Raw genomic sequence first — 26,524 nt, forward strand, 5'->3', positions numbered from 1 at the left:
AATAATCTGTTTTTTCTTTACTTATTTTTTAATATGAATATTTCTGCTGAAAAGTATTAAAAATATTGGCATGGGACTAAATGATAATATTCTCATTTGCAATTGTTTTTATCATTTTTACACTTGTAAAACCAATCAATAATCAACCACAAAAAAAATCCAATCCAAATGTAATAATTATATTTTTATTGAAATAAAATAAGGCACATATAAAAAAGCACAATATTGTTCATATTGTGCTCGGCATATCATAAGTATGAGAATAAAGCTGTTATTGATCTAAAACATCGACAAAGTCTGCACCCAACACTTTGGCTAAATCTTGCGGTTTTAAGCCAATGTCTAAACCACGCTTCCCGCCACTCACATAAATTTTAGCTAATGTTTCAGCACTTGCATCAATCACTGTTTTTAGTCTTTTCTTTTGCCCAACAGGACTAATCCCCCCGACCAAATAACCCGTGAGTCGTTCAGCATCTTTAGGGTCTGCCATTTTAAGCTTTTTACAGCCAAAAGCCGAAGCCACTTTTTTTAAGTTCAGTTGATGATTCACAGGTAACACAGCCACAAAATAGTTTTTTTCATCGGTAACCATAAGCGTTTTAAACACTTCTTCTACCTGTAAACCAAGCTTTTCTGCAGCTTCTAAACCAAAGCTTTTCGCATCTGGATCATGTTCATATTCATGAATAGAAAATTCAATTTTTTGTGCTTTTAGTAATTTACTTGCTGGAGTCATAGATATTCTGATGCTTTAAACAGGCCCTTATTATATGCCGATACATCTTCCATACAATGACTGATCCGAATCTAAACCTATTCAAAAAACATAAAACCCATACTTGTGTATGGGTTTTAGCGAAGTTTTAAGAGCGTATTAATTATTTAGGATAGGCTTAAGCCAAACTTTTTAAAGATTCGATCACGGCGTTTTGGGTGAATATTGGCCTTGGTCAAACCCCCTTCATAATGATCATAGACACGTTTATCCATCATCTTAAACCACAAAGAAGGAATCAATGCGGGTATAAGCATAGTTGCATAACCACTTGGTAGCTCAGGCGCTTCATCAAAATGACGTAAGGCTTGGAACGGTCGTGTTGGATAAGCATGATGATCTGAATGACGTTGCAATTGGTACAAAAATAAATTCGTCACAATATTATTATTATTCCAACTATGTTCAGGCATAGTTCGAGCATAAGAGCCGTCTTCTTTTTGTGTGCGTTTCAAACCATAATGTTCAATATAGTTAATCACTTCAAATAGGCTAACACCATAAAATGCTTGTGTAGCCAAATACGGCGCAACTTTTTTACCAAATAAAGACAACATTGTGCCATGAAAGCCCGCACTCATTGCCCAGCCATGAAATAACTCATTTTCTTTACTAAAGAAAGATAAGCCTTTACGTTTTAAACGATTTCTTTCAATTTCAACAGCCGACTTTATGCCACCAAAAACAGTTCGTGGCCAAAATTCATAAAAGGTTTCACCCATTTTAGATGAAGCAGGATCTTCAGGCGTCGCGGCACGTTTATGGTGCCCATACGGATGCTCAATACGAAAGTGGTTATACGCCAAAGGCATCAATGTTGCATGTGACCAGTAATGATCTTTTTTGTTAGGACGGTGGCAAAGTTCATGTGCTGTATTTACAGCTACACCATTAATTGCTCCCATCGAAATACCAAGTAGGACTTGATCCAACAAAGAAACATTTTTACGTGTAACCACATAGCCAGCAAACACATTGGCAGCCATTTGTAATGGAATAAATACTTTTACAATACGGTCATAATATGGGTCTTGCACCAACTGCTTAATGTCATCATCACTTGGATTGTTATCATCTGAGCCAACCAAAGCATCAATCATTGGAATAATCACATGCAGTAATAAAGGTCCTCCCAGTGCAAACACTTTTTTGGTTGCTTTAGGACCAAAATGATAACCTGCCACAATCCCCATCCCAATGACAGGTAAACCTGGGCTAAGTAACCAACCAAATCTTTTTTTGTCGAGTTGACGTCCTGTACGAAGTATTGTGTTCTCTGACGTGAGTTGTAGAGGCGCATTCATCTGGCAAATTTCCTTATTTCTTTTACTGTCTTTATCTTTGTAGAAATAAGGCCGTAACAAAAGTCTTGAGCGTCCAAAAAACCTATGCCAAAGTCTTTGGCTTAATTTGATAAATAATGACCTACAGACACTCTTTCTGTTATGTTTGGATGATAAAGCAAAAAGAAATAGGAAAGAAAAACAAAGCACATGGACGCTTTAAGTAAAATTTTCGATGATATACATTTAAATCATTCTGAATATATCTATTTGAAAGCCCAAAATAATTGGGCCTTCCAGCATCAAGAGCATGGCGCAATGGTGGCCTATATTATGATGCACGGCCAATGTGTATTACATATTGCAGACAAGCAAATTATGCTCGAATCAGGTGATTTACTTTTAGTCCCATCAGGTCTTCCTCACTTATGTACCGCATCCAAAAATGCAGTATTTCAAGATGCTACCGATATTCATCCACTTTTTGATGAAAAGCACCAAAAGACCATTCACCTTAAATCTGAACAACACCCTAAACATGAAGAAAGTTTAATTTTAGCCATTCGTGGTCGTGTAGACAGTATTATGGCCAAGCCTTTATTTAATGCACTGCCCCACTATTTACATATTCATCATATTTTAAGTAGCACAGCCCCAGAATGGTTGCAGATTGGCTTACAATTTCTTGCCGTTGAGGCCAATCAAATTCGACCTGGTCGTGACAAAATTCTCGATCATTTGGTGAGTATTTTATTTATTGAATGTGTGCGTGATCACATTGCACAGTTAAGTGATTCACAAAATTGGTTAAATGCCCTCACACATGTTGAACTTTCTAATGCTTTGGCTGCCATACATGGGCAACCTGAATTTGCTTGGACAGTAGAAAGTTTGGCTGAACAATGCTGTATGTCACGCTCTAAATTTGCCAATTTATTCACTCAAATTATTGGCGAAACACCTTTGGCTTATTTACAGCAACATCGACTCCGCTTGGCATCACAACATTTACGCCATGGGGATTTATCGATTCAACAAATTGCACATCGTGTCGGCTATTCATCCGAAACTGCTTTTAGCCAAAGTTTTAAACGCTCTTATGAACTCACGCCAAGTCAGTATAGAGTAAAGCACACAAGGTTATAATGAACTAGTTGACTGAATAATATTATAAATTTCTTTAGCTTCGATTTCTTTTCGTGCTTGAAATTTCCCATAATTAGAAAAATGCAAATGCTTATAAACCACAGTATTTTCATCATAAAAGACTTGCAAATGATGACTATGGATTGATTTAGGATCACTTAACCAATTAAATTTTTTACTTTTTCTCATTAACATAAATACTGAGTTAGAAATAAAAACTGCTTTTTTCTTATTCGAAAATATTGCACAGTTAATATAATCTAAATGTTGCTCATTCAAATCATCAATTGTTAGCATATTTCTACCAACAGTCGGTACATGCAACAATTCAATAAATGAAATTTCATTTGCAAGTTCACATGTTAATCCAATTTTGGCAAATGATTGATGATACTTTTTCCCATCACCTTTATAATTTTTATGCAAGAATGGATGATGCATATTATATTTTCGCCAAAACTCGACTCCATTCTGGTGATATTGAAGAAGAAATGGGAATACATCCTGTTTCTCAATATCCGCTGAATAGTTTGCATCTAAACCTATAAACAAATATTTAGCATCAATAGGACAACAGCCTTGATAAGGCTGATCTTTAAATAATTTTTGTAGCCTAAGACTCGGATGTAATTGGTACATTATAAACTCTTATGTTTCTGACTATCCTAATTTGTATAGTTTCTCACTCTTAATCAAGCAGTTTCTAACATCGATAAAATTGCAGCAACAGGGTCTTCACTGTTACCAGACAAAAGCTGTTTATGCATCGTAATATGTTGCATTGCTTGAATTTGTGCTGTTTCTATATCCATCAAGCGTTCAATTTCAGTTGCTAGTTTTGCTGCTGTTGCATCTTTTTGAATCAATTCCTGAATGACTTTTTTACCCGCAATAATATTCGGCAGTGAATAATACGGTATTTTAACCAATAGCTTGGCGATCCAATACGTGAGAGTATTTAACTGATAGAAAGTGACCATTGGTCGGTGTAGCAACATTGCTTCTAAGGTCGCTGTCCCCGAGGCTAAAGCGACAATATTTGATGCATTCATCACCTGACGACCAATTTTAGATTCAGTATCTGTATTTTCCAACAAATGAATTTTTGCTTTAAGAGGCGCTGGATATTTTTCTAGTAAGGCTTCAATTTGCTGTTTACGTGCATCATTAATCGCTGGAATTAAAAACTCATAATCTGGGTGTTTGTGCATTAAAATTTGTGCAGCATCAAGTACCAACGGTCCTAAGCGCTCAATTTCACCACGACGACTCCCAGGTAAAAGTGCAATATGCTTTTGATTTTGCGCTAAGCCCAACTCTGCCTTAGCTTCAGCAATCGGGTTTTGTAAAGGCAATTGGCTAGCAAGTGGATGTCCCACAAATGCGGCTGGCACATCCCATTTTTTATAAAATGCTTTTTCAAATGGAAATAAGCACAGCACCAAATCAATGCTGGCTTTAATACCATGCACACGCCCTTGTCGCCATGCCCACACTGAAGGGCTAACGTACTGCACAGTTTTAATCGGTAGTTGCTTTTGCTTTAGGCTCTTGGATAAACGCAAATTAAAATCTGGTGCGTCAATCCCAATAAAAACATCAACAGGATTTTTTCTCCATGTTTCGACTAAACCGTCGCGAACTGCAAATAACTTTTTAATATCTTTTAAAACTTCAACAATCCCCATCACCGATAAAATATCCATCGGATAATAACTTTTAAAGCCTTCTGCAATCATTTGCGGGCCACCAATGCCTTCAAACTCTGCATCGATCCCTTGCTCACGAAAACGGCGGATTAGTTTAGCGCCCAAGGTATCGCCAGACACTTCCCCAACAACGATGCCAATTTTAAGTTTCCGATTTTGCAAGATTTAATCCTTTGTCTATCTAAATCATTATTGTGCTTGATTCTAACATAAACATTTCTTTATAAATGAAGTTGCACAGCGCAATACGCGATCTCATTGAGCACAAAGGAAATCTTTTGTCTAAAATAACTACATGGTTACATCAGGAGCTGATTCAGCCTGCACGCCAAATCTGGCAACTTACACTCAAGTATTTTGCGCTCTTCGTCATTGCTTCTGCTCTGCTTCAAGCAATCACGTTTTTAATCATACCAAGCGTGTGGTTGCCTACAAAAATTGAACATCTCGCGCTTAAAAAGCCTGAAAATCAAATCAATCTCGGGAAAACACAAAATATCGTGTTGCAACAAGGCTATAAAAAATACCTTGCACGTTGTACATGGCAAATACCAGAAATCAAACAACTTTGTGAATCGGCAGCACATCATCAGCAACTCAACATACAATCCGTGCAATTTATTTATCTCAGCACAACATTTCAGCTGTCTAAAGGCTCAAAGGAACAAGTCTTTCTTCAAGCGATGAGTTTAGTTACTGACCACACCGCTACGGCGCGGCACATCCATACTACAACGCAACAGCAGCAACAGTGGCTTCAAGCACAGTATCAATCCACGCACATCATCCGCATACTTCTCATCATAAATATGCTGTATATGGCTATGGTTTGTTGGTTCAAAATAAGACATCGGTCTCACTCAGTTCCAAAATAAATGCTTTACCAATGACCTTTTGCTTTACACGTATAGCTTTATCTTTTTTTTGCATAAGCAAATCAGTAATCAAGACAACAGCTTATATTTAAAAGTCATAAGATAAGCACGTTTTTTGATTATGGCATATAAACATGTTTGGTCCTTTAGAATTTATTATGGCTGGTGTTTTAGTTGGTTTCTGTGTCGGTATTACTGGCGTAGGCGGTGGCTCACTGATGACTCCAATTTTAATCAGCCTATTTCGAATAGAACCTCACATTGCCATTGGTACAGACTTACTTTATGCCGCAATTTCAAAATTTTGTGGCTCTTTAGTACATGCCAAAAAACTTAATATTGTATGGCCAATCGTCATTTGGCTTGCTGTTGGTAGTATTCCAGCATCTTTTGCAACACACTGGGTACTCGACACCTACTTAAGTCAATCAAGTAGCTATAAAGCTGTACTCACAACAGTACTTGGCTTTATGCTGACTTTGACTGGCCTATCTATTATGTTTCGTGGCCATATTGAACGTTTCTTTAATAAATTCCGTCAGGCCAATACCCAAGACGATATGACCTCCGATTTAGAAAATGTCAATTTTCAAGCCAAAAATAAGCGTCTTTATATTGTCATTATGGGGATTGTGCTCGGTATCTTCGTTACACTTTCATCTGTAGGTGCTGGTGCATTTGGTATTATGGCCTTAGTGCTCATGTTTCCAAATTTACCCATGATTCGCATTATTGGCTCAGACGTTGTTCATGCAGTTTTACTGACTTTTGTTGCAGGTATGGGACACATGACATCAGGTAACGTCGATTTCCATCTATTAGGTTGGTTACTGTGTGGCTCAATCCCAGCGATTATAGTAGGTACGCTTATTAGTTCACGTTTACCAGAAAAACTGATTCGTAAGATCTTGGGCATTACCCTGTTTGCACTGGGTGTAAATTTTATGATCAATCCAGTTAAAGCGAAACCTGTAGCAAAACCTGAAACAGCGATGATGATTCAAAGTACATCGCATGCAGAAATTAAAACTGTGAATGTTTAAATTTCTCATACGATTCATCACTTTTTTTTAACCAACCTATTGATCTTTTTTATAACAATGAAGCTGTACATTCATGTTATATTCAGTTCATGAAACAACCTTTTTGTATGAACAACCAGTGACGGCAATGAATACTTTACAGTCAAATTCTATTACCCAAAACGATATCGATGACGTGAATGTAAAAAGCATTCAGACTCTCGTAACACCAGCACAATTAAAATCAGAACTGCCACTGACTGAAACAGCATATCAGACCGTGTTACAAGGCCGTGAAACTGTTCGTAATATTTTAGATGGTCAAGACAAACGCTTATTTGTGGTGATTGGCCCTTGCTCTATTCACGATACTAAAGCGGCACATGAATATGCAGATCGCCTTAAAGTATTAAGTGAAAAAGTTAAAGATACGCTTTATATCGTGATGCGCGTGTATTTTGAAAAACCACGTACAACAGTCGGTTGGAAAGGCTTAATCAACGATCCAGATATGAATGACTCATTTAATATTGAGAAAGGTTTACGCTTAGGCCGTCAATTACTTCTCGAATTAAATGAAAAAGGTTTACCTTGTGCTACAGAAGCTCTCGATCCAAACTCACCACAATATTACCAAGACTTAATTTCTTGGTCTGCAATTGGTGCACGTACCACTGAGAGCCAAACTCACCGTGAAATGTCATCTGGCCTTTCATCACCTGTAGGCTTTAAAAACGGTACAGATGGTGGCCTCACTGTGGCAACCAATGCAATGCAATCCGTAAAACATGGTCATAGTTTCCTTGGCTTAAATGAAGATGGTCAAGTGTCTGTCATCAATACCAAAGGTAACCCTTATGCACATGTAGTATTGCGTGGTGGTAATGGTAAACCAAACTATGATGCAGGTTCAGTTGCGGAAGCAGAAGCTGCTTTAGCTAAAGCGAAAGTAAGTGGCAAAATCATGATTGATGCCAGCCATGCCAACTCAAATAAAGACCCGTACTTACAGCCTTTAGTACTTAAAAATATTACTGAACAAATTCAAGACGGTAATAAATCAATCGTAGGTATTATGGTTGAAAGTCATTTAAAAGGTGGTCGCCAAGATATTCCAACTAATTTATGCGATCTTGAGTACGGTAAATCCGTTACAGATGGTTGTATTGATTGGGATACCACCGAAAAAGTCTTATTGGAAATGGATGCAGCCCTTAAAGAGTTGCTCCCAAACCGCTAAGTCATCCAAAACGCCATCGTCAAGATGGCGTTTTTACTCTATAGTAAAAAGAGATTAGAACTTTAAATACAGCGTATGAATGATATTGAAAATAGTTTGACTCAAATTGATCACTTCCAGTTTGTTCATGAACATTTATTTAGCTCAGGACAACCTTCAGAAGCAGAACTCAAACACATTAAAGAATATGGTGTAACCACTGTAATCAACCTTGCACTGAGTGATGCGCCAAACCATCTACCACAAGAAGATCATTTGTGTTTAGATCTGGGACTCAACTACATTCAAATTCCAATTTCACTAGATACGCCTTCTGACGCACAATGTTTATTGGTACTGGATATGATTGATCATTTGGTACAAGAACAAATGGTGTGGGTACATTGCACAGATAATTTTAGCGCCAGTTGCCTGATGTATTTATATCGCCAATTTTATATGAATATTGATATGCCAACTGCGCAAGAATATTTGCATCAAATTTGGGAACCCAATGCAACATGGACAGGACTGATTCATGCTGTGACTGTGCAACTCCAAGGTCGAAAATCAACCCAAGAGTTACAATATTCAATGATCCATCCAGATCATTTTGCGTGAGAAATTAACACCGTTGCGGTTGATAAAATCCCTTCTTGACGACCAGTGAAACCTAACTGTTCAGTGGTCGTTGCCTTTACACTGATTTGTGTTACATCTACATTTAATACATCTGCAATACTTTGACGCATAGTCAAATTATGCTTGGCTAATTTTGGGCGTTCGCAAGCGACCGTAATATCCGCATTATTCAGTACATAACCACGATCTAATATCAATTGATAGACATGTTTCAGTAATACACGACTATCCGCACCTTTAAAGTTTGGATCTGTGTCTGGAAAATGCTGACCAATATCTCCAAGTGCCAATGCACCTAACAATGCATCACACAAGGCATGAAGCACAACATCACCATCTGAGTGTGCCTTTAAACCATGTGTATGTGGAATTTGAACGCCTGCCAATGTAACAAAGCTACCTTCTTCAAAGGCATGTACATCTAGGCCCTGACCGATACGAATTTGTGCAACCACCTTATGTTTCCTTAGAAATAAACGATTGGAATCTTGTATTCACGCTTTCTATTTCGCTATAGTTAGGTCAAGCGCAACGTAATGAAAGTATAAGCGATCATGCTGTTGAAAACTGATAAAAAAATCATCAAAAACTTTAGATTAGCCATCATCCTTGGCTATTTTTGCACGCCTATGGCATTTGCTGAAGCAATTCAATGCATGCCAGCTACAGCATCGCTCAAAAAAGTGTGCTCTGAAGCATTTAGCACACAACGTGAAAAACTTGATAATTTATATCTAACGGCCAGTTTAGTCACTGATGCGCCTTTAAGTATCATTCAAGATACGCAGTACATTTGGCAAAATCGATTACAACAATGTAAAAGTATCAATTGTTATAAGCAACAATTTGAGCTACGCGCTGATGATCTCAATATTTTTGTTTCACTCAATCAAAGCCTAACACAGCATTATTTAAAATTTGAACACGGAACATTTGCACAACCATTCACCCAGCTTAAAGTTCATCAACTCAGTAAAGATCGTATTAAAATTGAAGGCTTGTCTTATCGTAATCCCAATAATCGTGCTGAAACACAAATCATCCCCTTTCTAGCCTATACTACACCAGATCAAAAAAACGATATTTTAGACAATGAACATGACTGTAAATATCAGTTCAGCTACAGCAAAGCAATCCTTTCCGTGCAGAGCAAACAAAAAGGATGTGAACGATTCGTAGGGATTTATCGCCTCTATGATTAATGTAAAGGCAACTTCTGCACCTAAAAAATGATTAAGGATATAAAGTGATCTCATCACATTACCATCGCTATAAAAATATAGATGGTTTTGCAATCAAGATCCCTCTATATCCCCTTCATTTCAATTAAAAGGTCTCATCGCGCATTTAAATAGGATGACTATGCGCCACTTGCTGACTAATCATGGCTGCCGTTGCCGCTGAAAGCGTCCAACCCAAATGCCCATGCCCAGTGTTATAAAACACCCTTTCACGCTTGCCTCGATTAACGATTGGCATCATATTGGGCATCATCGGTCTTAACCCCGCCCACGGCACAGAAAACTCTGTCGAGAGTTCAAAATTTCGATTTACCCAATCGACCAAAGGCTGAATTCGATCAGAACGTATATCTCGATTATAACCATTAAATTCTGCTGTGCCCGCTACTCTTAAGCGATCTGCGCCCAATCGAGAAGTCACAATTTTTGCACTTTCATCAAGTAAACTTACCCAAGGTGCATGTTTCTGGCTGGCTTCGTCCCTCAGTTCAACGGTAATGGAATAACCCTTTACTGGATAAACGTTTACGCGGTCACCCAACATTTCTGCCAATTGATAGCTTCCAACACCACCACATACCACCAAGGCATCAAACTCTAATGTCGTTGGCTCAGCATCTGAGCCTTCCATATTTTCGTCACTCGCCTTTAAAGCTAAACTCACACCACTTTGATGGTGCTGAATGGATGTGACTTCATAACCAAATTTATAGTTCACACCATGCTTACGGGTAACCTCAGCCAGCCCAGTGGTAAATTTATGAATATCTCCTGTGGCATCGCCTGGGCAATAAAAACCCGCATAATAATCCCCAGTTAAGGCTGGCTCAATCTGCTTGATTTCATCATTACTTACGGCATAACGTTCTAAACCACCTTGGCACAGCATGTCATTCACGCCAATCGCCACATCATAATCTGCTTGATTATGATAAAAATGTAGAATCCCTCGCTTTTCCAAGTTGAAATCAATGTTTTCTTTTTCTGCAATTTCAAACAAACGTTGCCGAGCCAAAAGTGCCAACCTTACCGTCTCTTGGGTATTTTCTTTATAGTGTTTAATATTCCCCAAAAACTCCATCAGCCATGCATATTTATGAATACTAAAACTTGGATTAAGCAATAATGGTGCAGACTTTTGTGACATCCATTTTATGCCTTTAAGCACTGTAGCTTTTTGATTCCAAACCTCTGCATTGCAAGCTGAAAGCTGTCCTCCATTAGCAAAAGAAGTTTCCATTGCTGGATATAAGTGCTTATCTATCACTGTAACATGATAGCCAAGTAAGGCTAACTCATAGGCTGTTGTTACCCCAGTAATACCTGCTCCAACGACTGCAATATGACACATAACGCCTCCTTAAAATGTATGTTCTACACTTTAAATTGGGTGCCTCATCTGTCTTCCGTCATGATGATGACGACCTGAGAGCTTCAGCTTATACAGCCACATGCCATACAAACCTTCCTCCTTCGGTGAGCGCTTTTTTATTGTTCGCTTCTCTCCAGATATTGAATTGCTGCAGTCCTTTTGCCTGAGAGTTTCCTGAGGCCTTGCTCCTTCGGCGAACGTCTATATTACGTTTCTCTCCTACAGCAATTTGTAATCTTAATATGAGCAATTTATGTACCAACGAAAAGTATTAAAAGCACATAATTTGTTCATTATTTGTATAGAAGGCCAGTTTAATATGCTAAGCCCTTGATTATTTAATCAAATAATCGATAAATTAACGACTCAACCTAATATACTTTTATATTCGATGATCTCAAACGACCAATTTTCTGATTTTGCCAGCACCATTCGAAGCCATACATTGGAGCAACTTTATCTACAAGATCATCTCAAAATTGGGCAATCAGGTCATTTAAGTAGCTATTACGCCCCATTTGAAGCAATCAATTCAATGGCTCAAGTGATCTTTGTAGGGATTTGCCCAGGTAAAGCCCAGTGGCAACATGCAATTGAGGTCGCAAAAACAGGTTTAGAAAGCAATATTCCCCCTGCAACGTTGTTGCAAAAGATAAAAGCAGAAAGCGCATTTCGTGGCCCAATGCGCCGCAATATTGTACAAATGCTAGATTATGTAGGGCTACAACATAAACTTGGGATTGAAACTTCACAGCAACTATTTGAAAAAAATCAACACTTGCTACATAGTACTTCTGCACTTAGACACTGCATTTTAAATAAAGGGCAAAACTATAATGGTTCTACGCCTAATATGCTAAGAAATGAATTTTTACAGCAACATATTCATAGTTTTTTGATCCCTGAGATTCAACAACTTTCCTCTAGTGCTGTATATATACCCATGGGTTTAAGTGTTGCGCAGGTTTTACATTACCTTTCTAGCTTAGGCTATTTAAATGAAGGGCAAATTTTAGATGGATTCCCTCATCCTTCAGGTGCAAATAGTGAACGTATCCAATATTTTTTAGGACAAAAAACACCGGCTCAGCTCTCAAAAACCACTAATGCATATAAAATAGATCAAGAAAAAATAAATTTATCCAATAAAATAAGAAACTTAGAGTTTAAATAATATAATAACTCTCAAAAAATACTGCTTTGATATGGCAATGTTGAACACAATTCTCTCCAAAGTGCCATAAAAATCAACATATTTACGACGATATAATTTAATAAAATTTAATAAATCATCAATTTAGTTATTTGATTAATACAATTATTATTGAAAAGTGTGATTTATTTTACTTTTTATAAAAAATATGTGATTATTTTTATAGATTCAAATAATCGCTCTATAAAAATTACATTGTTTTGGAACTCAAAATGAAAAATTTACTAGGATTAGCACTTGTAACAGCTTTACTCTCTGGGTGTATTGCAATTCCAACTAGCAAATCTAAAGATAACAACCCTGCTTCCCTGATTAAAGGTGATAGCAATGTTGATAACTCTAAAAATGACATTACTCGTGTAAATACTCGTGGGCAATTAACTTGTAATAGCAATGAAGTTTGTCCTGAACTAGATATTGATTGGAATAAAAATCAAGGTCAATACAATGTTTCATTCCATTTATATGATCGACAGCAGTATGATTTAAAAGAATTTACTTTTATTGTAGATGGTAAAACGCGCTCATTTAGCACCATTGGCGCAACAACTACACGTAATATTAATAATTCAGGCATTTATGAGTCTACAAATAATGCCGAAGTTCCGAGTAATTTGTTTAGTCAAATCAATCAAGCCAAGAATATCCAAGTAGTGATTAGTACCAACCAAGGTGATATCACACGCGATATGCTTAGCCCAAATAAACAATCTGATGCATTCCGTTTATTCCGTCGTGCTTACTAATAACCAATAGCGGCTTAAAACTCTCCACTTTGTGTCTTTTAATCAGACATTTGCGTATCTTCGGATACGCTTTTTTTTGCTCACTGTTATTTTTATATACCATCATTTCATCTTTAAAATTGAATCAAACAGACCTGGTTTATTCTGAGAGATTTTTTTGTAAATGAATTAAATGAACCTCTACAGCAGGAATACCCACATCAAGATCCGTAGGATAAACTTCTGTATTTCCACTCTGCTGATAGCCTGCTCGTTCATAAAATGCAATCAAAGAGTGACGAACATTTAATACATACATATTTATAGTGTGAACTTCACTATACCTCTGATGGATATGTTGCTCTATAAACGTTAAAAATTGACGGCCTAAACCCTGATTTTGATAGTCTGGTTGCACCGCAAATGTTCCTATTTCTAACTGTCTAACATCGTCTTGATCATGTGTTAAGCCAATACAACCTAAAAGCACATTGTGTTGTTTCGAAAGATCATCTGAAGATTTTTCACATACCCATAGTTCAAAATGTGGATCAGTTAATAAACTTTCCAACTGTTGTGACTGTATACGCTGACCTTGAATAATATGCTGTTCATTGGTCCAACTCCGCCCAAGATTTTCACGATAGGCTTGATTAATTAAAACAACTAAATTCTGAATATCGTTCGATTCTGCACGACGAAATGTATTCATTATGGGCCTGCATATAATTATATTAGACAATGATTTTTAGTATTTTTATTGATACGACTGAGTAGCAATATATCGTGAATTGATTTTTAATCTATATTTAAATTAAAAAAACCAGACCGAAGTCTGGTTTTTTAGAAGCGCATATTTAAATAGGTTCAAATGGTGCGACTACATCAGCATTCTGTGCACGATTACGCATGAAATGATCCATAAGTACAATTGCAAGCATAGCTTCTGCAATCGGTGTTGCACGTACACCTACGCATGGGTCATGACGACCTTTGGTTAGAACATCTGTATCTTCACGATTGATCGTAATGGTTTTACCTGGCGTAGTAATTGACGCTGTTGGTTTTAAAGCAATAGAGACACGAATATCTTGACCACTTGAAATACCACCTAAAATACCACCTGCATGGTTCGCTAAGAAACCTTCAGTGGTTAATTCATCACGTGTTTCATGCCCAAACTGCTCAGCAACAGCAAAACCATCGCCAATTTCAACGCCTTTTACAGCATTAATAGACATCATGGCATGGGCAATATCAGCATCTAAGCGGTCAAATACAGGTTCACCCCAGCCCACTGGCACTTGAGTCGCAATGATCTCAAGCTTTGCGCCACAGCTAGTCCCTTGCTCGCGCAGTGATGTCACTAAAGCTTCGAAACGAGGTACTGCATCAGCGTCACCGCAGAAAAATGGATTATTTGGAACTTCATTCCAATCCAATTTTTCAGCTTTTTCAGTTCCAATTTGTGTTACATGGCCACGAATTTCAATGCCAAACTTTTCAAGCAAGAACTTTTTAGCAATTGCACCAGCAGCAACTCGCATTGCTGTTTCGCGTGCACTTGAACGGCCACCGCCGCGGTAGTCACGGAAACCATACTTTTGAGTATAGGTATAGTCTGCATGACCTGGGCGGAAAGTTTGCGCAATATTGCCATAATCCTTCGATTTTTGATCAGTATTGCGAATAAGCAAGCCTATTGAAGTGCCAGTGGTTTTACCCTCAAAAACCCCTGAAATAATTTCAACTTCATCTGGCTCTTTACGCTGTGTTGCAAATTTAGATGTCCCTGGTTTACGGCGGTCTAAATCTTTCTGCAAATCAGCTTCAGTTAATTCAATACCCGGTGGTACACCATCAACGATGGCCATAAGACCAACGCCATGAGATTCACCACAAGTCGTTACACGGAACAGTTGCCCTATACTATTACCTGCCATGTCAAACGACTCCTTATGCTTGAATAGATTGAATAAATAAATCTCGGAATGTACGGCATTGCTGTGCAGTTAAAGCAAAGATACCCGTACCGCCTTTTTGGAACTGCAACCAGTAGAAATCAACTGTGTTGAAGTTTTGGCGCATTGCCCATTCAGAGTTACCTACTTCAATTACGATCAAGCCATCTTCCGTGAGGTAATCTGCTGCCTGTGCCAACATTTTGCGTACCAAGTCTAAACCATCTTGGCCAGCAGCTAATGCAAGTTCTGGCTCATGATGGAATTCATCTGGCAAGTCAGCCATATCTTCAGCATCCACATAAGGTGGATTTGATACGATTAAATCATATTGATTTTCTGCAGGAATTTTTGCAAATAAATCAGATTCAAGCAAAGCCACTTGGTATTGCTTGTTGTGATGCTCTGCATTAATTGATGCTACTTCTAAAGCTTCTTTAGAAATATCCGTAGCATCTACTTCTGCATCTGGATAAGCATAAGCTAAAGCAATAGCAATACAGCCAGAACCCGTACACATATCTAAAATGCGCTGTGGCGTTTTTGGATTTGGATTTTCAGGTAAATTATTAACAGCTGCGCCCATTTGAGCATTTTCACCTAAGCAATATGGCGCAAAACGGTTTTCAATAAGCTCAGCAATAGGTGAACGTGGAATAAGTACACGCTCATCAACATAGAATGGCTTGCCATAGAAATATGCCAAATTTAACAAGTATGAAGTTGGCACTTTTTCATTAATACGACGTTCAAGTAAAGCTAAAAACTCAGCGGCTTCGCTTGGCAAAACTTTCGCATCTAAAATTTCAGCATCCGCATTCCAGTCTAATGACAGTGTTTGCAAAACCAGTGCAGAACTTTCAGCAAAATAGTCTTCTGTACCTTGACCTAAATGTGCATCGTATTGACGTAATGCTGTTACACCAAAACGAATGTAATCTCGAATGGTGGATAAATTTTCAGCAGCTTCCTGCAAATGTTCAGGGCTAATAGTCGGTCGATCCACTTAAGGCGTCTCCAAGGTCATATTTTTAAAACGCCCTATGATACCTTAGTTTTCATGGTTTTTTTGGGAAAATCATTTCATATTTTTATTGTGCAATCGTACTTCCATCATATCAGCATGTGACATTGTCATTTGAACCGCACAACTTGAATTTGAAATCAAAAACTCTTTCGCTTTTTTATTTTTAATATTACATGCGTTATCGCGACGCTGTAACCATACCTCTTGAGACTGCGTTACCAACGCTTGCTCGCTATCTGCAGTTGTTTTTAATGTTATTTTTAAAAGCTTTTTCATTCTTTTATTTTGCGCTTTATATTCTTTAATTTGACAGGTATTAATAAGATTGGATTGACTTTGAGCCTTTCTCATACATGCCTCAAAATCGCCGGTATAACCTAATGCGAATGCATTCACGGACCAACCAGCACATGCAATTAACAAACCTTGTGTTAAGCGCTTTTTCATGACTCCGTCCCCATACAAAAATAAATAGTTATAAAATTATTCTGCCTTTATATCATCTTAGATTTATATTTAAAATGCTTTCAATAAAGAATGATTGAAAATTAAAAATTTAACTTCATTATATAGATTATGGTCACCACAATAGATGAAACATGAGCTACAAGCACAACAATCTTATGGCAATGCGTCAAAATTACTGGAATGACGCACATACACCTCGCGTTAATGCTGAAAAAGTATTTTTTCAACAACTCTTAAACGACTTAGGTATCTTTGAAAATGCTAATCTTGAAGATGCAAAATCATTATTCTTTAGTTTACCGAGTATTATTCTCATAAAAGGTTATGCCAAAGGCTTTATGGAGCCTTCTATACAGCAACTGATAAAACAACACATCGAATTGCACCGCACTGAGCTGCAACAAAAATTTGATGTCAAAATTAAATTTAGGCTCTAAAGTCTTTTATTCTCTTATTTTTAGAATTTTCAGTTGCATAACTACACTGTAAATTCAGCATGTTGAACTTTTTTAATACGTGCAGACCATGTAAGATTCGCTACAATGAATTTTTCTGCGAACTGTTGAACAGGATTAAGTTTAAATGTCAGATCAGAACGATAAGCTTAAACAATTGAAAACCTCCTCCATGGATCGACGCTTATCGATTGCGAAAGCCTCTTTACTGGCTGGTACGCGCTGGGCTGCCTCAAGTGCAAGCACAATGTTCTCAAGTGAAGAAGAAAAAGAACGTAAACGCAAAAAAGCCATGAAAGAACAAGCTGAGTATCTGGTCGCAGAAATTGGCAAACTTAAAGGCTCTATTGTTAAAATTGGCCAAATGATGGCTTTATATGGCGAGCATTTTTTACCTGAAGAAATTACTCAAGCTCTAAATACGCTTAATAACCAAACTGTGGCTTTGGCATGGCCAGCAATTAAAACTCAGCTTGAAGCACAGCTAGGTTCAAAATTAAATGATCTGACCATTGATCATGAACCATTAGGTACTGCGTCTTTGGCACAAGTTCATCGTGCAACCCGTAAATCCGATGGTTTGGAATTGGTGTTAAAAGTTCAATATCCTGGTGTTGCAGATGCAATTGATTCAGATATGAACTTATTTAAAAATATGCTGAAACTCACTCGTATGGTGCCTCAAACACGCGAATTCGATCAATGGTTCGAAGAAGTCCGTGAAATGATGCATCGTGAAGTGAATTATAAAATTGAAGCGGACACTACACGTCGTTTTGCAAGTCGTTTAAATCACGATCCGCGCTACATTGTTCCTCAGATTGTCGATGACTACTGCACACATCAAGTCTTATGTATGACTTTTGAGCGTGGCGTGCCTATCAACAGCCCTGTCATGCTGTCACTCCCACAAGAGCGTCGTAATGCATTAGGTGAAGCATCCCTTGAAATTGCCGTTCGTGAAATATTCGAATGGGGTGAAATGCAAACTGACCCAAATTTTGGTAACTATTTGGTTCGCTTAGGTGATGGCGCACAAGTACAAGATAAAATTGTGTTACTTGATTTTGGTGCTATCCGCCAATTTGATTCCAATCTATTAAAAGTTGCGCGTAATTTAATTGAAGCTGGTTATCATCATGATGCCGCTGAAATGGTTGAAGCGATGACTGGATATGAGTTTTTTGATGCAATGCCTCTGAGTATTAAACCAGATATGGCCAAAGTGTTTTTGCTGGCAACAGAAGCATTTAGTAGTCCCTTAAACAATCCTGATTTGCCAGCTGGTGTAATGGATGAGCATTTACGCTACGATTGGAAAAAAAGCCAATTGCATAGTCGTGTTATGCAACGAGCTTCTAAATCTATGGCATCACGTTACTTCAGTATTCCACCGAAAGAATTTATGTTTATCAGTCGTAAATTTATCGGTGCATATACTTTTATGACGGTTATTGAAGCAAAAACTAATGTACGTAACATGATCCAAAAGTATCAATAATGATTCAGGCTTGAATGATGCAATGTCATTCAAGCCAATTTATCAGTAAATGAAGTTTTCTAAATAATTTTTAAATAAATAAAAATCAATCTATTAAATATCAATTCAAGCCCATACTGACCGTTTATCTTAGTCAATAAACAATGTCAAAACTGACATAGTTTTTTTAAAACGCAAATGTCAGCATAAAAATAAGCATAAAATTTGCGCTTAGGAATAATCAGTATGACCAACATGGTAAATAAGGCTCAAGGATTTGGGTTATCGCTTATTACAAAAATTGCAGGAAGCGAAGTATTAGATCAGCTTAAACTTCGAAAGTTTCTTGAAAAGTCACTCTATCAAGGTTCAAAAGCTGGATTCAAAACCCTCAACCAAACACAAAAAATATTTAAACCCCAAGCTAAGATCAATAAACAACGCCTTCCCAATCAAGAAAAATCGCTGTTTGATTTAAGCTTGAGTGAAGAACAACAAATGCTCAGTGATGCTATGAGACAGTTTGCCAGCGAGGTCTTACGCCCACTCGCTCAACAAGTCAATCATGATGAACTCTTTCCACAACAGCTTTGGCAACACAGTACAGACCTAGGGTTAAATTTTTATGCTTTACCTGAAAGCCTTGGTGGTGTTGCGACTGAAAAAAATATTGTGACCAACCTACTGATTGCAGAGCACCTCGCACATGGCGACTTTAGTTTATGTGCTGGACTCCTCTCCAGCTTTAGCGTCATAAATGCACTGACTCAATGGGGATCTGCTGAAGTTCAGGCTAAATATCTCACCGCTTTTAGTGAAGACTCTGAACTTAAAGCCACTTTTGCTGTTCAAGAAAATACCCCCGCCTTTAATCCATTCCAACTTAAAACTCAAGCAACCGATCAGAATGGCCAATACAGTATTAGCGGTGAAAAAACTGCCGTTCTCTTAGGGCAATCTGCTGATATTTTGCTTGTGAGTGCAATGTTAAATGGCCAACCCGAAGTTTTTGTTGTGCCCCGCCACCCATCAATTCAAATGAAAAAATCACCTGCAATGGGCCTAAAACCTGCAGAGACAGTAACCTTATATTTTGAAAATAGTCCTGCTGAGCGTCTGTCTGACAATGACTTTAATTACACGGCCTTTTTAGATTTAGGCAATTTAATGTGGTGTGCACTTGCTATTGGTACATGCATAGCAGCTAAAGAGTACTGCATTGAATATGCCAATGACCGCTTGGCTTTTGGTGAGCCTATTTCTCATCGTCAAAGTGTCGCTTTTATGATTGCCGATATGGCCATTGAAATTGATGCTATGCGCATGCTGTTACTGAATGCAGCTAGCCTTGCAGAATCAGGGCAGCCTTTCCATCGTGAAGCATATTTAGCGCGTCTACTGTGTGCCGAAAAATCAATGAAAATAGGTACGGATAGTGTGCAAATTTTAGGGGGTCATGGTTTTACCAAAGAGCATCCTGTAGAGCGTTGGTATCGTGATTTACGTGCCGTAGCCATCATGCAATCTGGCCTACATGCATAAAAGATAAGACAAGGACACCGTTATGAATTTACAAAATCCTAAAAAATTTAAAATGCTCATTGATCAAGCACATGAAGTTGCTTTAAATGTGCTACGCCCAATTTCACGTAAATACGATAAAGCAGAACATGCCTATCCGAAAGAGCTCGACATGTTGTCATCTTTGGTCGATGGGATGAACCAAGGTGGTGATGGACTGAACGCTGGTGCCGCAGTGAATAAACGTGGCGATACACAAACAGGCAATAAAAATGGCGTAAATATGTCAACAGCACTGAGTGTTGTTGAAATGTGCTATGGCGATACAGGCTTATTACTCTCTATGCCCCGCCAAGGCTTAGGAAATTCTGCAATCGCAGCCGTGGCAAATGATGAGCAGCTAAAACGATTTGATGGGGTGTGGGCTGCCATGGCAATTACAGAGCCTGGCTGTGGTTCAGACTCAGCAGCAATTCGCACGACCGCAACCTTAGATGGCGATCATTACATCCTAAATGGCGAAAAAATCTTTGTGACCAGTGGAGAACGTGCAGATGCAGTTGTCGTGTGGGCGACCTTAGATAAAAAATTAGGACGTGCTGCAATTAAATCCTTTGTGGTTGAAAAAGGCACTCCGGGCATGAATATTGACCGACTAGAGCATAAGCTCGGCATAAAAGCTTCAGATACCGCAGCAATTAGCTTTATTGACTGTCGTGTCCCTGCCGCCAACCTATTAGGCAATGCCGAAATAGATGTAGCCAAAGGTTTTGCTGGTGTGATGGAAACTTTTGATAACACTCGCCCTTTAGTTGCAGCTATGGCTATTGGTTGTGCAAAAGCATCTTTGGAGCGTATTAAAGAAATATTTAAAGATTCAATTGATCCTACTTATGCAACGCCCTACCTACAAAGCTCAAACATCGCTGCGCAAATTTACCGCATGGAAGCTGAATGGGAAGCTGCTCGACTCCTAATGATTAAGGCCGCGTGGATGGCAGATAACAAAATTCCAAACTCACGTGAAGCATCTATTTCTAAAGCCAAAGCAGGCCGTATAGCCAATGAAATCACTTTAAAATGCGTCGAACTGGCAACGTGTGTGGGCTATAACGAAGATGAACTCCTCGAAAAATGGGCACGTGATTCAAAAATCCTTGATATTTTTGAAGGTACACAACAAATCCAACAACTCATTATTGCTCGCAGTGAGCTAGGAAAAACGTCAAGTGAACTGAAGTAGTAGAATATTCTTGCTATTTTTTCTTCAAAAAGACACAAGAGATGATTTTTTTGCTATAAAAAATCATCTCTTTTTTTATCTTATATTTATGTATCACATTCGCCCCATTCAACAAAAAGATAATCTACAAATTGCAACCCTGATTCGCAAAGTTTCACAAGAATTTGGATTAGCACCTGAATCTGGATTTGCTGTTGCCGACCCTATTTTAGATGATTTATATCAGGTCTATAGCCAAAAGAATGCACAATATTGGGTGGTGGTTAATGAAGATGATCAGGTTTTAGGTGGTGGTGGTATCTCACCGCTTCAGGGTGACCCCAATGTACTTGAAATACAAAAAATGTATTTCGATGTTTCTTTACGTGGTCTAGGCTTTGCCAAAAAGATTTTGGCAACCGCATTTGAATTCGCAAAATTACATCATTTTCAAATCTGTTATTTGGAAACGACTTCAAGCTTATGGCAAGCAGTCAAACTATATGAAAAATTGGGATTTTCACATCTAAAGGCTCCAATGGGCGCTACAGGACACAGCCATGCATGTGAAATTTGGATGGCAAAAGACATATTTTAATGCGCTATCGTCGCCTTATATACACGTGCTATAGCCGTTATTTCATCATCAGCTATGCTGATAAAAATCTGTAATGAATGCACTACGTTCGTTGGTTTTGTAAAAAGAGCAGATGAACTGACGGCTTTTACTGAGTAACATTTTGCAATCAGAATCATGCTGTTATGTGCTTGACCTAACATGGATGTAATTGATAATGATTACTAGCTTAATTTGTAATCCCCTAAAATAGGACTTTTATGTACGCCAATAGATTTTTCAATTTTTGCCAAACTTTTTCTGCTCAGCAAAACATGCTGAAGTCCGCGGTACTTTTTCTAAGCTTAAGCACACTTGCTGGTTGCTCTTCTCTTGGCGGTGGATCTGTAGAAAAACGGGCAAAAAAATTATCTGTAGGCATACAACGGGCTTATTCTGTCGCACCACCTACGGCTGATCGCGTATCACCAATGATTATTCAAAGTGCCGAACGCTATCAAATGGATCCATTATTAATGGCTGCCTTAATTCGCCAAGAATCATCTTATAGAACGAATGTAAGCTCACCTGCAGGTGCTGTTGGTCTGACGCAAATTATTCCACGTTATTGGCAAAACACCTGTATGGGTGATTTATTTGATGAAAATACCAACATTAACTGTGGAACTTACATACTATCCAAATACACTCTACAAGCTGGCGACAGCAAAAAGGCCTTGGCTTATTACAATGTTGGGCCTACAGGTTATAACAATAATCGTGCTATGAAAAAACAAGGTAAATGCTATGCCAAACAAGTTAAAGCTCATCGTAAATCGTTAAAAAATGCGCTTTAAATAGGCTTAAAAGTCACCTCATCTCGCTGTACCTAGTAACTCACATAAAAAAAGAGCAATGTGATGATCACATTGCTCTTTTTTCTCTGGCTAGCATCAGGTAACACATTTAGCTGGAGTAAATATTTAACGAAGAATCCTATACTGGATTTATCACATAAAAATAAACAACCAAAAATGCTAAAATCACAATTGACAATGTGAGGTAAGTACCTGAAGTATTAAAGCTTTTAATGAATTTTAGAATATTCATGACTCAAACCGCTAATACATCGAATTAATTATACGGTTTTACGCAACACATTCAGTGAATTGTATCTTTTTTTTAACCGCTTGTTACATTTAATTACAATTCAAATAGTGCACCAAGCCTTGAACTCTCTCACCAATAAGTTATTTATCACATGCTTTTTATAATCTATAAACAATTTCACATTTTAAAATTAATTCTATTTTTAAGTATTCACCCTCTATCTGACCAAAGTATAGCGATAAAAAAAACTCCGATATTCGGAGTTTTTTTATCGCTTTTCATTATTCGCTTAAAGCGAGAACTTTTACAATAATCGTTTGTGAATCTTCAAACTCTTCCACAATTTGTAATCGCTTCAGCTCTTTGCTTTTGACTTTGAACTTGTGATTTTGATATGAAATTTCTGCAGGAATTTGGTCAAAATACTGACTATCTGCCTCTAATTCCTCTTGAAAAAGTGGCGTGCCTAATTGGTAATCTAAGCTTTTTAAAACGACATACTTTACTGTTGTTTTCATCAATGTATCCTACTTTCTTAACACACTTTATTTTTATTTTTACCACTGTTTTAAGTGAAGTAAAACCTTTAATTTCAAAATTTGCCCATACTTTAATCATTTAAACCATAAACACCAAATTGAAATAAGTTTCAGTAAAAAGTTACTATACTTTCAAATATTTAAACATTATTGCTAAAATACATTAAAAACTTAAAGTTCAAAAATGCCTAAAACTCAATTAATACAATGTTGCCAAACCCTTGAGCACAATCATAAAACGATTGCCTTTATTGAAAGTGCGAGTTCAGGTTATCTCAGCAGTCAATTTTCTATCTATAAAAATTCTGGCGCAGATATTTTATTAGGTGGTTTAGTCAGTTATGACCCAAGTATCAAAGTGTCTATTTTAGACATATCCCCTCAGCTTATAGAACGTTATACCGCTGAATCGGCTGAAGTAACTCAAGCAATGGCACAGCAAGGAAAATTGCTCTTTACGCAAGCAGATGTAATTGTGGCATGTACAGGTTTGCTCAAGCCAGGTGGAAGCGCCACAGTAGACAAACCCGAAGGTACATTTTTCATTAGTATTTTATATCAAAAGCAGTGTTATAACTTTCAATATTATTTAACAGGACAACCACTTAGTCGCCTTGAACAATTGACGGAACTGGTCGCACAAGAAGTTGATACGCTCATTACACAGCCCTTCTAATAAGCTTATTCATCTAAATTAAAAAAATTCAATATACAAAAAAGCCTCCGAAGAGGCTTTTTGAAAACTAAAATTTAAAACTTATGCAGCGGAACGCTCTGTAATCGGCACTACTTTACGCAGTTCAGGGCCTGTATAGTCCGCACTTGGGCGAATAATACGGTTGTCTGCACGCTGTTCCATCACATGCGCTGCCCAGCCTGTTACACGACTCATTACAAAGATTGGCGTGAATAGTTTGGTTGCAATATCCATGAAGTGATATGCAGATGCATGGAAGAAGTCTGCATTACAGAACAATTTCTTCTCACGCCACATCACTTCTTCACAGCGTACTGATACAGGGTAAAGTACGGTGTCACCCACGTCCTTAGCTAGGCGTTCAGACCAAATTTTGATGATGCCGTTACGCGGGTCATTGTCTTTGTAGATTGCATGACCGAAGCCCATGATCTTTTCTTTACGTTCTAATTTGCCAAGCATTTCACGCTCAGCTTCTTCTGGAGACGTCCAGTTTTCAATCATTTCCATCGCTGCTTCATTTGCACCGCCATGTAATGGGCCACGTAGTGAACCAATCGCACCAGTAATACATGAATGCATATCTGACAATGTTGATGCACATACACGCGCAGTAAATGTAGAAGCATTAAACTCATGCTCTGCATACAGAATCAGTGATACGTTCATCACTTGTTCATGCAATTCATTTGGTTTTTCGCCACGCAGTAAATGCAGGAATTGTGCGCCGATTGAATCATCATCGGTATTTTCTTCTACACGTACGCCGTCATGGCTGAAACGGTACCAGTAGCAAATGATTGCAGGCAAGGTTGCAAGAATACGGTCTGCAACATCTTGCTGTTCAGCAAATGACTGTTCTGTTTCAAGGTTACCTAGCATTGAAACGCCTGTACGCATCACATCCATTGGGTGTGAGTCTGCAGGAATACGCTCTAATACTTCTTTTAATGCCTGTGGCAATTGTCGTAGTGACTTCAGTTTAGCTTTATACGCTGCAAGCTGTTCTGTTGTTGGTAATTCACCAAAGAAAATCAGGTACGCAACTTCTTCAAACTGACAGTTTTCTGCCAAATCTTGAACGTCATAACCACGATAGGTTAAGCCCGCACCACTTTTGCCTACAGTTGACAATGCAGTTTTACCAGCTACTTGTCCGCGCAATCCTGCGCCCGTGAGTACTTTTCCTTCAGCCATTTTTATTTTCCTTCGGTGAATAATTTATCTAATGTATTTTCAAATGTGTGATAGTCGAGGAACTCATAAAGTTCTTTACGCTGTTGCATTTTATCCAGCACGTTGACTTGCGTACCCTCATTACGGATGGCATGCATCACTTCTAATGCTGCTTTTTGCATTGCACGTGTCGGAGACAATGGATAAAGCACCATGCTAATCCCTTGCTCGCCTAATTCTTCTTTGGTGTAGTAAGGGGTATCACCAAACTCTGTAATATTGGCTAATACAGGCACACCTACTGCATCGCAGACAGTTTTGTACATGGTAATGTCGGTCATCGCTTCAGCAAAGATCGCATCAGCACCGGCTTCTACACATGCACATGCACGGTCGATTACCGCTTGCAAACCTTCTTTTTGCAAAGCATCTGTACGTGCCATCACCACAAAGTTAGAATCGGTTTTTGCATCGACTGCCGCTTTAATACGGTCGACCATTTCCTGTTGCGTCACAATTTCTTTGTTTGGACGGTGGCCACAGCGCTTTTGAGCCACTTGGTCTTCAATATGAACCGCGGCTGCACCGGCAGCAATCATTTGCTTTACACTGCGTGCAATATTAAATGCACCACCCCAACCTGTGTCGATATCCACCAAAAGCGGTGTGTCTACACGTTCTGTAATACGACGGACATCTTCTAAAACGTTATCCAGACTGGTCATACCTAAGTCAGGTAAACCATAAGAATAGTTCGCAACCCCAGCACCCGAAAGATAGATGGCTTTATAACCCACCTGTTTCGCCATCATTGCTGCATAAGCGTTGACTGTGCCGATAATTTGTAATGGTTTTTCCACTTCTAATGCTTGTCTAAATCTTAAACCTGCAGACGTTTGTTCTGTCATATTCCCTTCCACAGAGGTCTCTATATTTGTTGAGGCTTGAGTATAACCATAATTATTTGGTGTGCTATGACCAATTAGAATTTTTACTCTATAACTTTAGTCAAATATTTTTGAAAGATATAATATTATTTCGTGACTGTATATTGCTTAGTCAACACCGATGATTACACCCTCTTTGT

29 protein-coding genes and 1 riboswitch are annotated in these 26,524 nt (G+C 38.2%); of the genes, 15 read left to right on the forward strand and 14 right to left on the reverse strand.

Annotated features, from left to right (window positions below; all coding sequences use genetic code 11):
* Positions 1 to 271: 271 nt before the first annotated feature.
* Complete coding sequence (ybaK, locus tag HYG93_RS14280; RefSeq protein ID WP_120366008.1) at positions 272 to 739, reverse strand: Cys-tRNA(Pro) deacylase; 468 nt, start codon at positions 737 to 739, stop codon at positions 272 to 274.
* 146 nt (positions 740 to 885) lie between these two features.
* A complete protein-coding gene (locus tag HYG93_RS14285) occupies positions 886 to 2,082 on the reverse strand; it encodes an alkane 1-monooxygenase (protein WP_178962572.1) in 1,197 nt (398 codons plus the stop codon).
* 189 nt (positions 2,083 to 2,271) lie between these two features.
* On the opposite strand from HYG93_RS14285, the gene HYG93_RS14290 reads away from it, so the two are divergent.
* On the forward strand, positions 2,272 to 3,207 hold the full coding sequence (locus HYG93_RS14290) for an AraC family transcriptional regulator (protein WP_117006722.1): 936 nt from the start codon (positions 2,272 to 2,274) through the stop codon (positions 3,205 to 3,207).
* On the opposite strand, the gene HYG93_RS14295 is transcribed toward HYG93_RS14290, so the two are convergent.
* Both HYG93_RS14295 and lpxB read right to left on the reverse strand, forming a co-directional pair.
* Positions 3,202 to 3,846, reverse strand: coding sequence for a hypothetical protein (locus tag HYG93_RS14295; protein ID WP_106984965.1), 645 nt, complete (start codon positions 3,844 to 3,846; stop codon positions 3,202 to 3,204). The genes HYG93_RS14290 and HYG93_RS14295 overlap by 6 nt on opposite strands.
* Before the next feature lie 53 nt (positions 3,847 to 3,899).
* Entirely contained in the window at positions 3,900 to 5,078 is a 1,179-nt protein-coding gene (gene lpxB / locus HYG93_RS14300) for a lipid-A-disaccharide synthase (protein ID WP_120363966.1), read from the reverse strand.
* 116 nt (positions 5,079 to 5,194) lie between these two features.
* On the opposite strand from lpxB, the gene HYG93_RS14305 reads away from it, so the two are divergent.
* The 4 genes from HYG93_RS14305 (at position 5,195) to HYG93_RS14320 (ending at position 8,653) form a co-directional block, all read left to right on the forward strand.
* On the forward strand, positions 5,195 to 5,791 hold the full coding sequence (locus tag HYG93_RS14305; RefSeq protein WP_147396026.1) for a hypothetical protein: 597 nt from the start codon (positions 5,195 to 5,197) through the stop codon (positions 5,789 to 5,791).
* 134 nt (positions 5,792 to 5,925) lie between these two features.
* Entirely contained in the window at positions 5,926 to 6,834 is a 909-nt protein-coding gene (locus tag HYG93_RS14310; protein WP_106984962.1) for a sulfite exporter TauE/SafE family protein, read from the forward strand.
* 127 nt (positions 6,835 to 6,961) lie between these two features.
* Positions 6,962 to 8,053: a 3-deoxy-7-phosphoheptulonate synthase gene (locus tag HYG93_RS14315; protein WP_165382478.1), complete on the forward strand. Its 1,092-nt coding sequence runs from the start codon at positions 6,962 to 6,964 to the stop codon at positions 8,051 to 8,053.
* A 75-nt stretch (positions 8,054 to 8,128) separates the two neighbouring features.
* Positions 8,129 to 8,653 carry a protein tyrosine phosphatase family protein gene (locus HYG93_RS14320; RefSeq protein ID WP_106984960.1) on the forward strand — a complete coding sequence of 175 codons (525 nt, stop codon included), beginning with the start codon at positions 8,129 to 8,131 and terminating at the stop codon, positions 8,651 to 8,653.
* On the opposite strand, the gene ispF is transcribed toward HYG93_RS14320, so the two are convergent.
* Positions 8,641 to 9,129 carry a 2-C-methyl-D-erythritol 2,4-cyclodiphosphate synthase gene (ispF, locus tag HYG93_RS14325; RefSeq protein WP_106984959.1) on the reverse strand — a complete coding sequence of 163 codons (489 nt, stop codon included), beginning with the start codon at positions 9,127 to 9,129 and terminating at the stop codon, positions 8,641 to 8,643. The genes HYG93_RS14320 and ispF overlap by 13 nt on opposite strands.
* Before the next feature lie 99 nt (positions 9,130 to 9,228).
* Between ispF and HYG93_RS14330 the strand changes: the two genes are divergently transcribed.
* Positions 9,229 to 9,876 carry a hypothetical protein gene (locus HYG93_RS14330; RefSeq protein ID WP_120366011.1) on the forward strand — a complete coding sequence of 216 codons (648 nt, stop codon included), beginning with the start codon at positions 9,229 to 9,231 and terminating at the stop codon, positions 9,874 to 9,876.
* Positions 9,877 to 10,021: 145 nt separating this feature from the next.
* Here HYG93_RS14330 and HYG93_RS14335 read toward each other — a convergent pair whose 3' ends face one another.
* The gene (locus HYG93_RS14335; RefSeq protein ID WP_106984957.1) at positions 10,022 to 11,266 is read right to left on the reverse strand and encodes a D-amino acid dehydrogenase; all 1,245 of its coding nucleotides are present in this window, start codon (positions 11,264 to 11,266) and stop codon (positions 10,022 to 10,024) included.
* Positions 11,267 to 11,428: 162 nt separating this feature from the next.
* Positions 11,429 to 11,519, reverse strand: a riboswitch (glycine riboswitch).
* 159 nt (positions 11,520 to 11,678) lie between these two features.
* Here HYG93_RS14335 and HYG93_RS14340 point away from each other — a divergent pair.
* A complete protein-coding gene (locus HYG93_RS14340; protein ID WP_117006717.1) occupies positions 11,679 to 12,461 on the forward strand; it encodes a hypothetical protein in 783 nt (260 codons plus the stop codon).
* 251 nt (positions 12,462 to 12,712) lie between these two features.
* Positions 12,713 to 13,246 carry a hypothetical protein gene (locus tag HYG93_RS14345; protein ID WP_106984955.1) on the forward strand — a complete coding sequence of 178 codons (534 nt, stop codon included), beginning with the start codon at positions 12,713 to 12,715 and terminating at the stop codon, positions 13,244 to 13,246.
* Between the two features lie 139 nt (positions 13,247 to 13,385).
* Here the strand turns inward: HYG93_RS14345 and HYG93_RS14350 are convergent, their stop codons facing one another.
* The 4 genes from HYG93_RS14350 to HYG93_RS14365 all read right to left on the reverse strand — a co-directional run bounded on the left by HYG93_RS14350 (position 13,386) and on the right by HYG93_RS14365 (position 16,660).
* Positions 13,386 to 13,937, reverse strand: coding sequence for a GNAT family N-acetyltransferase (locus tag HYG93_RS14350; protein WP_106984954.1), 552 nt, complete (start codon positions 13,935 to 13,937; stop codon positions 13,386 to 13,388).
* A 145-nt stretch (positions 13,938 to 14,082) separates the two neighbouring features.
* A complete protein-coding gene (gene aroC, locus HYG93_RS14355) occupies positions 14,083 to 15,168 on the reverse strand; it encodes a chorismate synthase (RefSeq protein WP_106984953.1) in 1,086 nt (361 codons plus the stop codon).
* 13 nt (positions 15,169 to 15,181) lie between these two features.
* On the reverse strand, positions 15,182 to 16,192 hold the full coding sequence (gene prmB, locus HYG93_RS14360; RefSeq protein ID WP_106984952.1) for a 50S ribosomal protein L3 N(5)-glutamine methyltransferase: 1,011 nt from the start codon (positions 16,190 to 16,192) through the stop codon (positions 15,182 to 15,184).
* Between the two features lie 72 nt (positions 16,193 to 16,264).
* Positions 16,265 to 16,660 carry a lysozyme inhibitor LprI family protein gene (locus HYG93_RS14365; protein ID WP_106984951.1) on the reverse strand — a complete coding sequence of 132 codons (396 nt, stop codon included), beginning with the start codon at positions 16,658 to 16,660 and terminating at the stop codon, positions 16,265 to 16,267.
* A 152-nt stretch (positions 16,661 to 16,812) separates the two neighbouring features.
* Here HYG93_RS14365 and HYG93_RS14370 point away from each other — a divergent pair, with 152 nt between their 5' ends.
* The 6 genes from HYG93_RS14370 (at position 16,813) to HYG93_RS14395 (ending at position 22,772) form a co-directional block, all read left to right on the forward strand.
* Positions 16,813 to 17,118 (forward strand): hypothetical protein, encoded by a 306-nt coding sequence (locus HYG93_RS14370; protein WP_106984950.1) that lies wholly within the window; start codon positions 16,813 to 16,815, stop codon positions 17,116 to 17,118.
* Positions 17,119 to 17,263: 145 nt separating this feature from the next.
* The gene (locus HYG93_RS14375; protein ID WP_106984949.1) at positions 17,264 to 18,637 is read left to right on the forward strand and encodes an AarF/ABC1/UbiB kinase family protein; all 1,374 of its coding nucleotides are present in this window, start codon (positions 17,264 to 17,266) and stop codon (positions 18,635 to 18,637) included.
* 225 nt (positions 18,638 to 18,862) lie between these two features.
* Positions 18,863 to 20,158, forward strand: a complete 1,296-nt coding sequence (locus HYG93_RS14380) for an acyl-CoA dehydrogenase family protein (protein ID WP_120366014.1) — start codon at positions 18,863 to 18,865, stop codon at positions 20,156 to 20,158.
* A gap of 22 nt (positions 20,159 to 20,180) precedes the next feature.
* The gene (locus HYG93_RS14385) at positions 20,181 to 21,380 is read left to right on the forward strand and encodes an acyl-CoA dehydrogenase family protein (protein WP_106984947.1); all 1,200 of its coding nucleotides are present in this window, start codon (positions 20,181 to 20,183) and stop codon (positions 21,378 to 21,380) included.
* 88 nt (positions 21,381 to 21,468) lie between these two features.
* On the forward strand, positions 21,469 to 21,957 hold the full coding sequence (locus tag HYG93_RS14390) for a GNAT family N-acetyltransferase (protein ID WP_106984946.1): 489 nt from the start codon (positions 21,469 to 21,471) through the stop codon (positions 21,955 to 21,957).
* 293 nt (positions 21,958 to 22,250) lie between these two features.
* The gene (locus tag HYG93_RS14395) at positions 22,251 to 22,772 is read left to right on the forward strand and encodes a lytic transglycosylase domain-containing protein (protein WP_106985029.1); all 522 of its coding nucleotides are present in this window, start codon (positions 22,251 to 22,253) and stop codon (positions 22,770 to 22,772) included.
* Positions 22,773 to 22,911: 139 nt separating this feature from the next.
* On the opposite strand, the gene HYG93_RS19500 is transcribed toward HYG93_RS14395, so the two are convergent.
* Both HYG93_RS19500 and HYG93_RS14400 read right to left on the reverse strand, forming a co-directional pair.
* On the reverse strand, positions 22,912 to 23,025 hold the full coding sequence (locus tag HYG93_RS19500; protein WP_227865776.1) for a hypothetical protein: 114 nt from the start codon (positions 23,023 to 23,025) through the stop codon (positions 22,912 to 22,914).
* 281 nt (positions 23,026 to 23,306) lie between these two features.
* Positions 23,307 to 23,543 (reverse strand): hypothetical protein, encoded by a 237-nt coding sequence (locus HYG93_RS14400; RefSeq protein ID WP_106984944.1) that lies wholly within the window; start codon positions 23,541 to 23,543, stop codon positions 23,307 to 23,309.
* Between the two features lie 205 nt (positions 23,544 to 23,748).
* On the opposite strand from HYG93_RS14400, the gene HYG93_RS14405 reads away from it, so the two are divergent.
* Positions 23,749 to 24,240, forward strand: coding sequence for a CinA family protein (locus tag HYG93_RS14405; RefSeq protein WP_106984943.1), 492 nt, complete (start codon positions 23,749 to 23,751; stop codon positions 24,238 to 24,240).
* Between the two features lie 81 nt (positions 24,241 to 24,321).
* Here HYG93_RS14405 and prpC read toward each other — a convergent pair whose 3' ends face one another.
* Positions 24,322 to 25,458 (reverse strand): 2-methylcitrate synthase, encoded by a 1,137-nt coding sequence (prpC, locus tag HYG93_RS14410; protein WP_106984942.1) that lies wholly within the window; start codon positions 25,456 to 25,458, stop codon positions 24,322 to 24,324.
* Positions 25,459 to 25,460: 2 nt separating this feature from the next.
* Positions 25,461 to 26,345, reverse strand: a complete 885-nt coding sequence (prpB, locus tag HYG93_RS14415) for a methylisocitrate lyase (protein ID WP_106984941.1) — start codon at positions 26,343 to 26,345, stop codon at positions 25,461 to 25,463.
* Between the last annotated feature and the right edge of the window lie 179 nt (positions 26,346 to 26,524).

Source organism: Acinetobacter sp. SwsAc6 (assembly GCF_013391565.1).
In the GTDB taxonomy this organism is placed as follows: Bacteria; Pseudomonadota; Gammaproteobacteria; order Pseudomonadales; family Moraxellaceae; genus Acinetobacter; species Acinetobacter cumulans.

Excerpts from the sequence above, each read along its gene's own strand:
- ybaK (WP_120366008.1), bottom strand. The coding sequence starts at position 739 with ATGACTCCAGCAAGTAAATTACTAAAAGCACAAAAAATTGAATTTTCT.
- HYG93_RS14285 (WP_178962572.1), bottom strand. The coding sequence starts at position 2,082 with ATGAATGCGCCTCTACAACTCACGTCAGAGAACACAATACTTCGTACA.
- HYG93_RS14290 (WP_117006722.1), top strand. The coding sequence starts at position 2,272 with ATGGACGCTTTAAGTAAAATTTTCGATGATATACATTTAAATCATTCT.
- HYG93_RS14295 (WP_106984965.1), bottom strand. The coding sequence starts at position 3,846 with ATGTACCAATTACATCCGAGTCTTAGGCTACAAAAATTATTTAAAGAT.
- HYG93_RS14310 (WP_106984962.1), top strand. The coding sequence starts at position 5,926 with ATGTTTGGTCCTTTAGAATTTATTATGGCTGGTGTTTTAGTTGGTTTC.
- HYG93_RS14315 (WP_165382478.1), top strand. The coding sequence starts at position 6,962 with ATGAATACTTTACAGTCAAATTCTATTACCCAAAACGATATCGATGAC.
- HYG93_RS14320 (WP_106984960.1), top strand. The coding sequence starts at position 8,129 with ATGAATGATATTGAAAATAGTTTGACTCAAATTGATCACTTCCAGTTT.
- HYG93_RS14330 (WP_120366011.1), top strand. The coding sequence starts at position 9,229 with ATGCTGTTGAAAACTGATAAAAAAATCATCAAAAACTTTAGATTAGCC.
- HYG93_RS14335 (WP_106984957.1), bottom strand. The coding sequence starts at position 11,266 with ATGTGTCATATTGCAGTCGTTGGAGCAGGTATTACTGGGGTAACAACA.
- HYG93_RS14340 (WP_117006717.1), top strand. The coding sequence starts at position 11,679 with ATGATCTCAAACGACCAATTTTCTGATTTTGCCAGCACCATTCGAAGC.
- HYG93_RS14345 (WP_106984955.1), top strand. The coding sequence starts at position 12,713 with ATGAAAAATTTACTAGGATTAGCACTTGTAACAGCTTTACTCTCTGGG.
- HYG93_RS14350 (WP_106984954.1), bottom strand. The coding sequence starts at position 13,937 with ATGAATACATTTCGTCGTGCAGAATCGAACGATATTCAGAATTTAGTT.
- aroC (WP_106984953.1), bottom strand. The coding sequence starts at position 15,168 with ATGGCAGGTAATAGTATAGGGCAACTGTTCCGTGTAACGACTTGTGGT.
- HYG93_RS14365 (WP_106984951.1), bottom strand. The coding sequence starts at position 16,660 with ATGAAAAAGCGCTTAACACAAGGTTTGTTAATTGCATGTGCTGGTTGG.
- HYG93_RS14370 (WP_106984950.1), top strand. The coding sequence starts at position 16,813 with ATGAGCTACAAGCACAACAATCTTATGGCAATGCGTCAAAATTACTGG.
- HYG93_RS14375 (WP_106984949.1), top strand. The coding sequence starts at position 17,264 with ATGTCAGATCAGAACGATAAGCTTAAACAATTGAAAACCTCCTCCATG.
- HYG93_RS14380 (WP_120366014.1), top strand. The coding sequence starts at position 18,863 with ATGACCAACATGGTAAATAAGGCTCAAGGATTTGGGTTATCGCTTATT.
- HYG93_RS14385 (WP_106984947.1), top strand. The coding sequence starts at position 20,181 with ATGAATTTACAAAATCCTAAAAAATTTAAAATGCTCATTGATCAAGCA.
- HYG93_RS14390 (WP_106984946.1), top strand. The coding sequence starts at position 21,469 with ATGTATCACATTCGCCCCATTCAACAAAAAGATAATCTACAAATTGCA.
- HYG93_RS14395 (WP_106985029.1), top strand. The coding sequence starts at position 22,251 with ATGCTGAAGTCCGCGGTACTTTTTCTAAGCTTAAGCACACTTGCTGGT.
- HYG93_RS19500 (WP_227865776.1), bottom strand. The coding sequence starts at position 23,025 with ATGAATATTCTAAAATTCATTAAAAGCTTTAATACTTCAGGTACTTAC.
- HYG93_RS14400 (WP_106984944.1), bottom strand. The coding sequence starts at position 23,543 with ATGAAAACAACAGTAAAGTATGTCGTTTTAAAAAGCTTAGATTACCAA.
- HYG93_RS14405 (WP_106984943.1), top strand. The coding sequence starts at position 23,749 with ATGCCTAAAACTCAATTAATACAATGTTGCCAAACCCTTGAGCACAAT.
- prpC (WP_106984942.1), bottom strand. The coding sequence starts at position 25,458 with ATGGCTGAAGGAAAAGTACTCACGGGCGCAGGATTGCGCGGACAAGTA.
- prpB (WP_106984941.1), bottom strand. The coding sequence starts at position 26,345 with ATGACAGAACAAACGTCTGCAGGTTTAAGATTTAGACAAGCATTAGAA.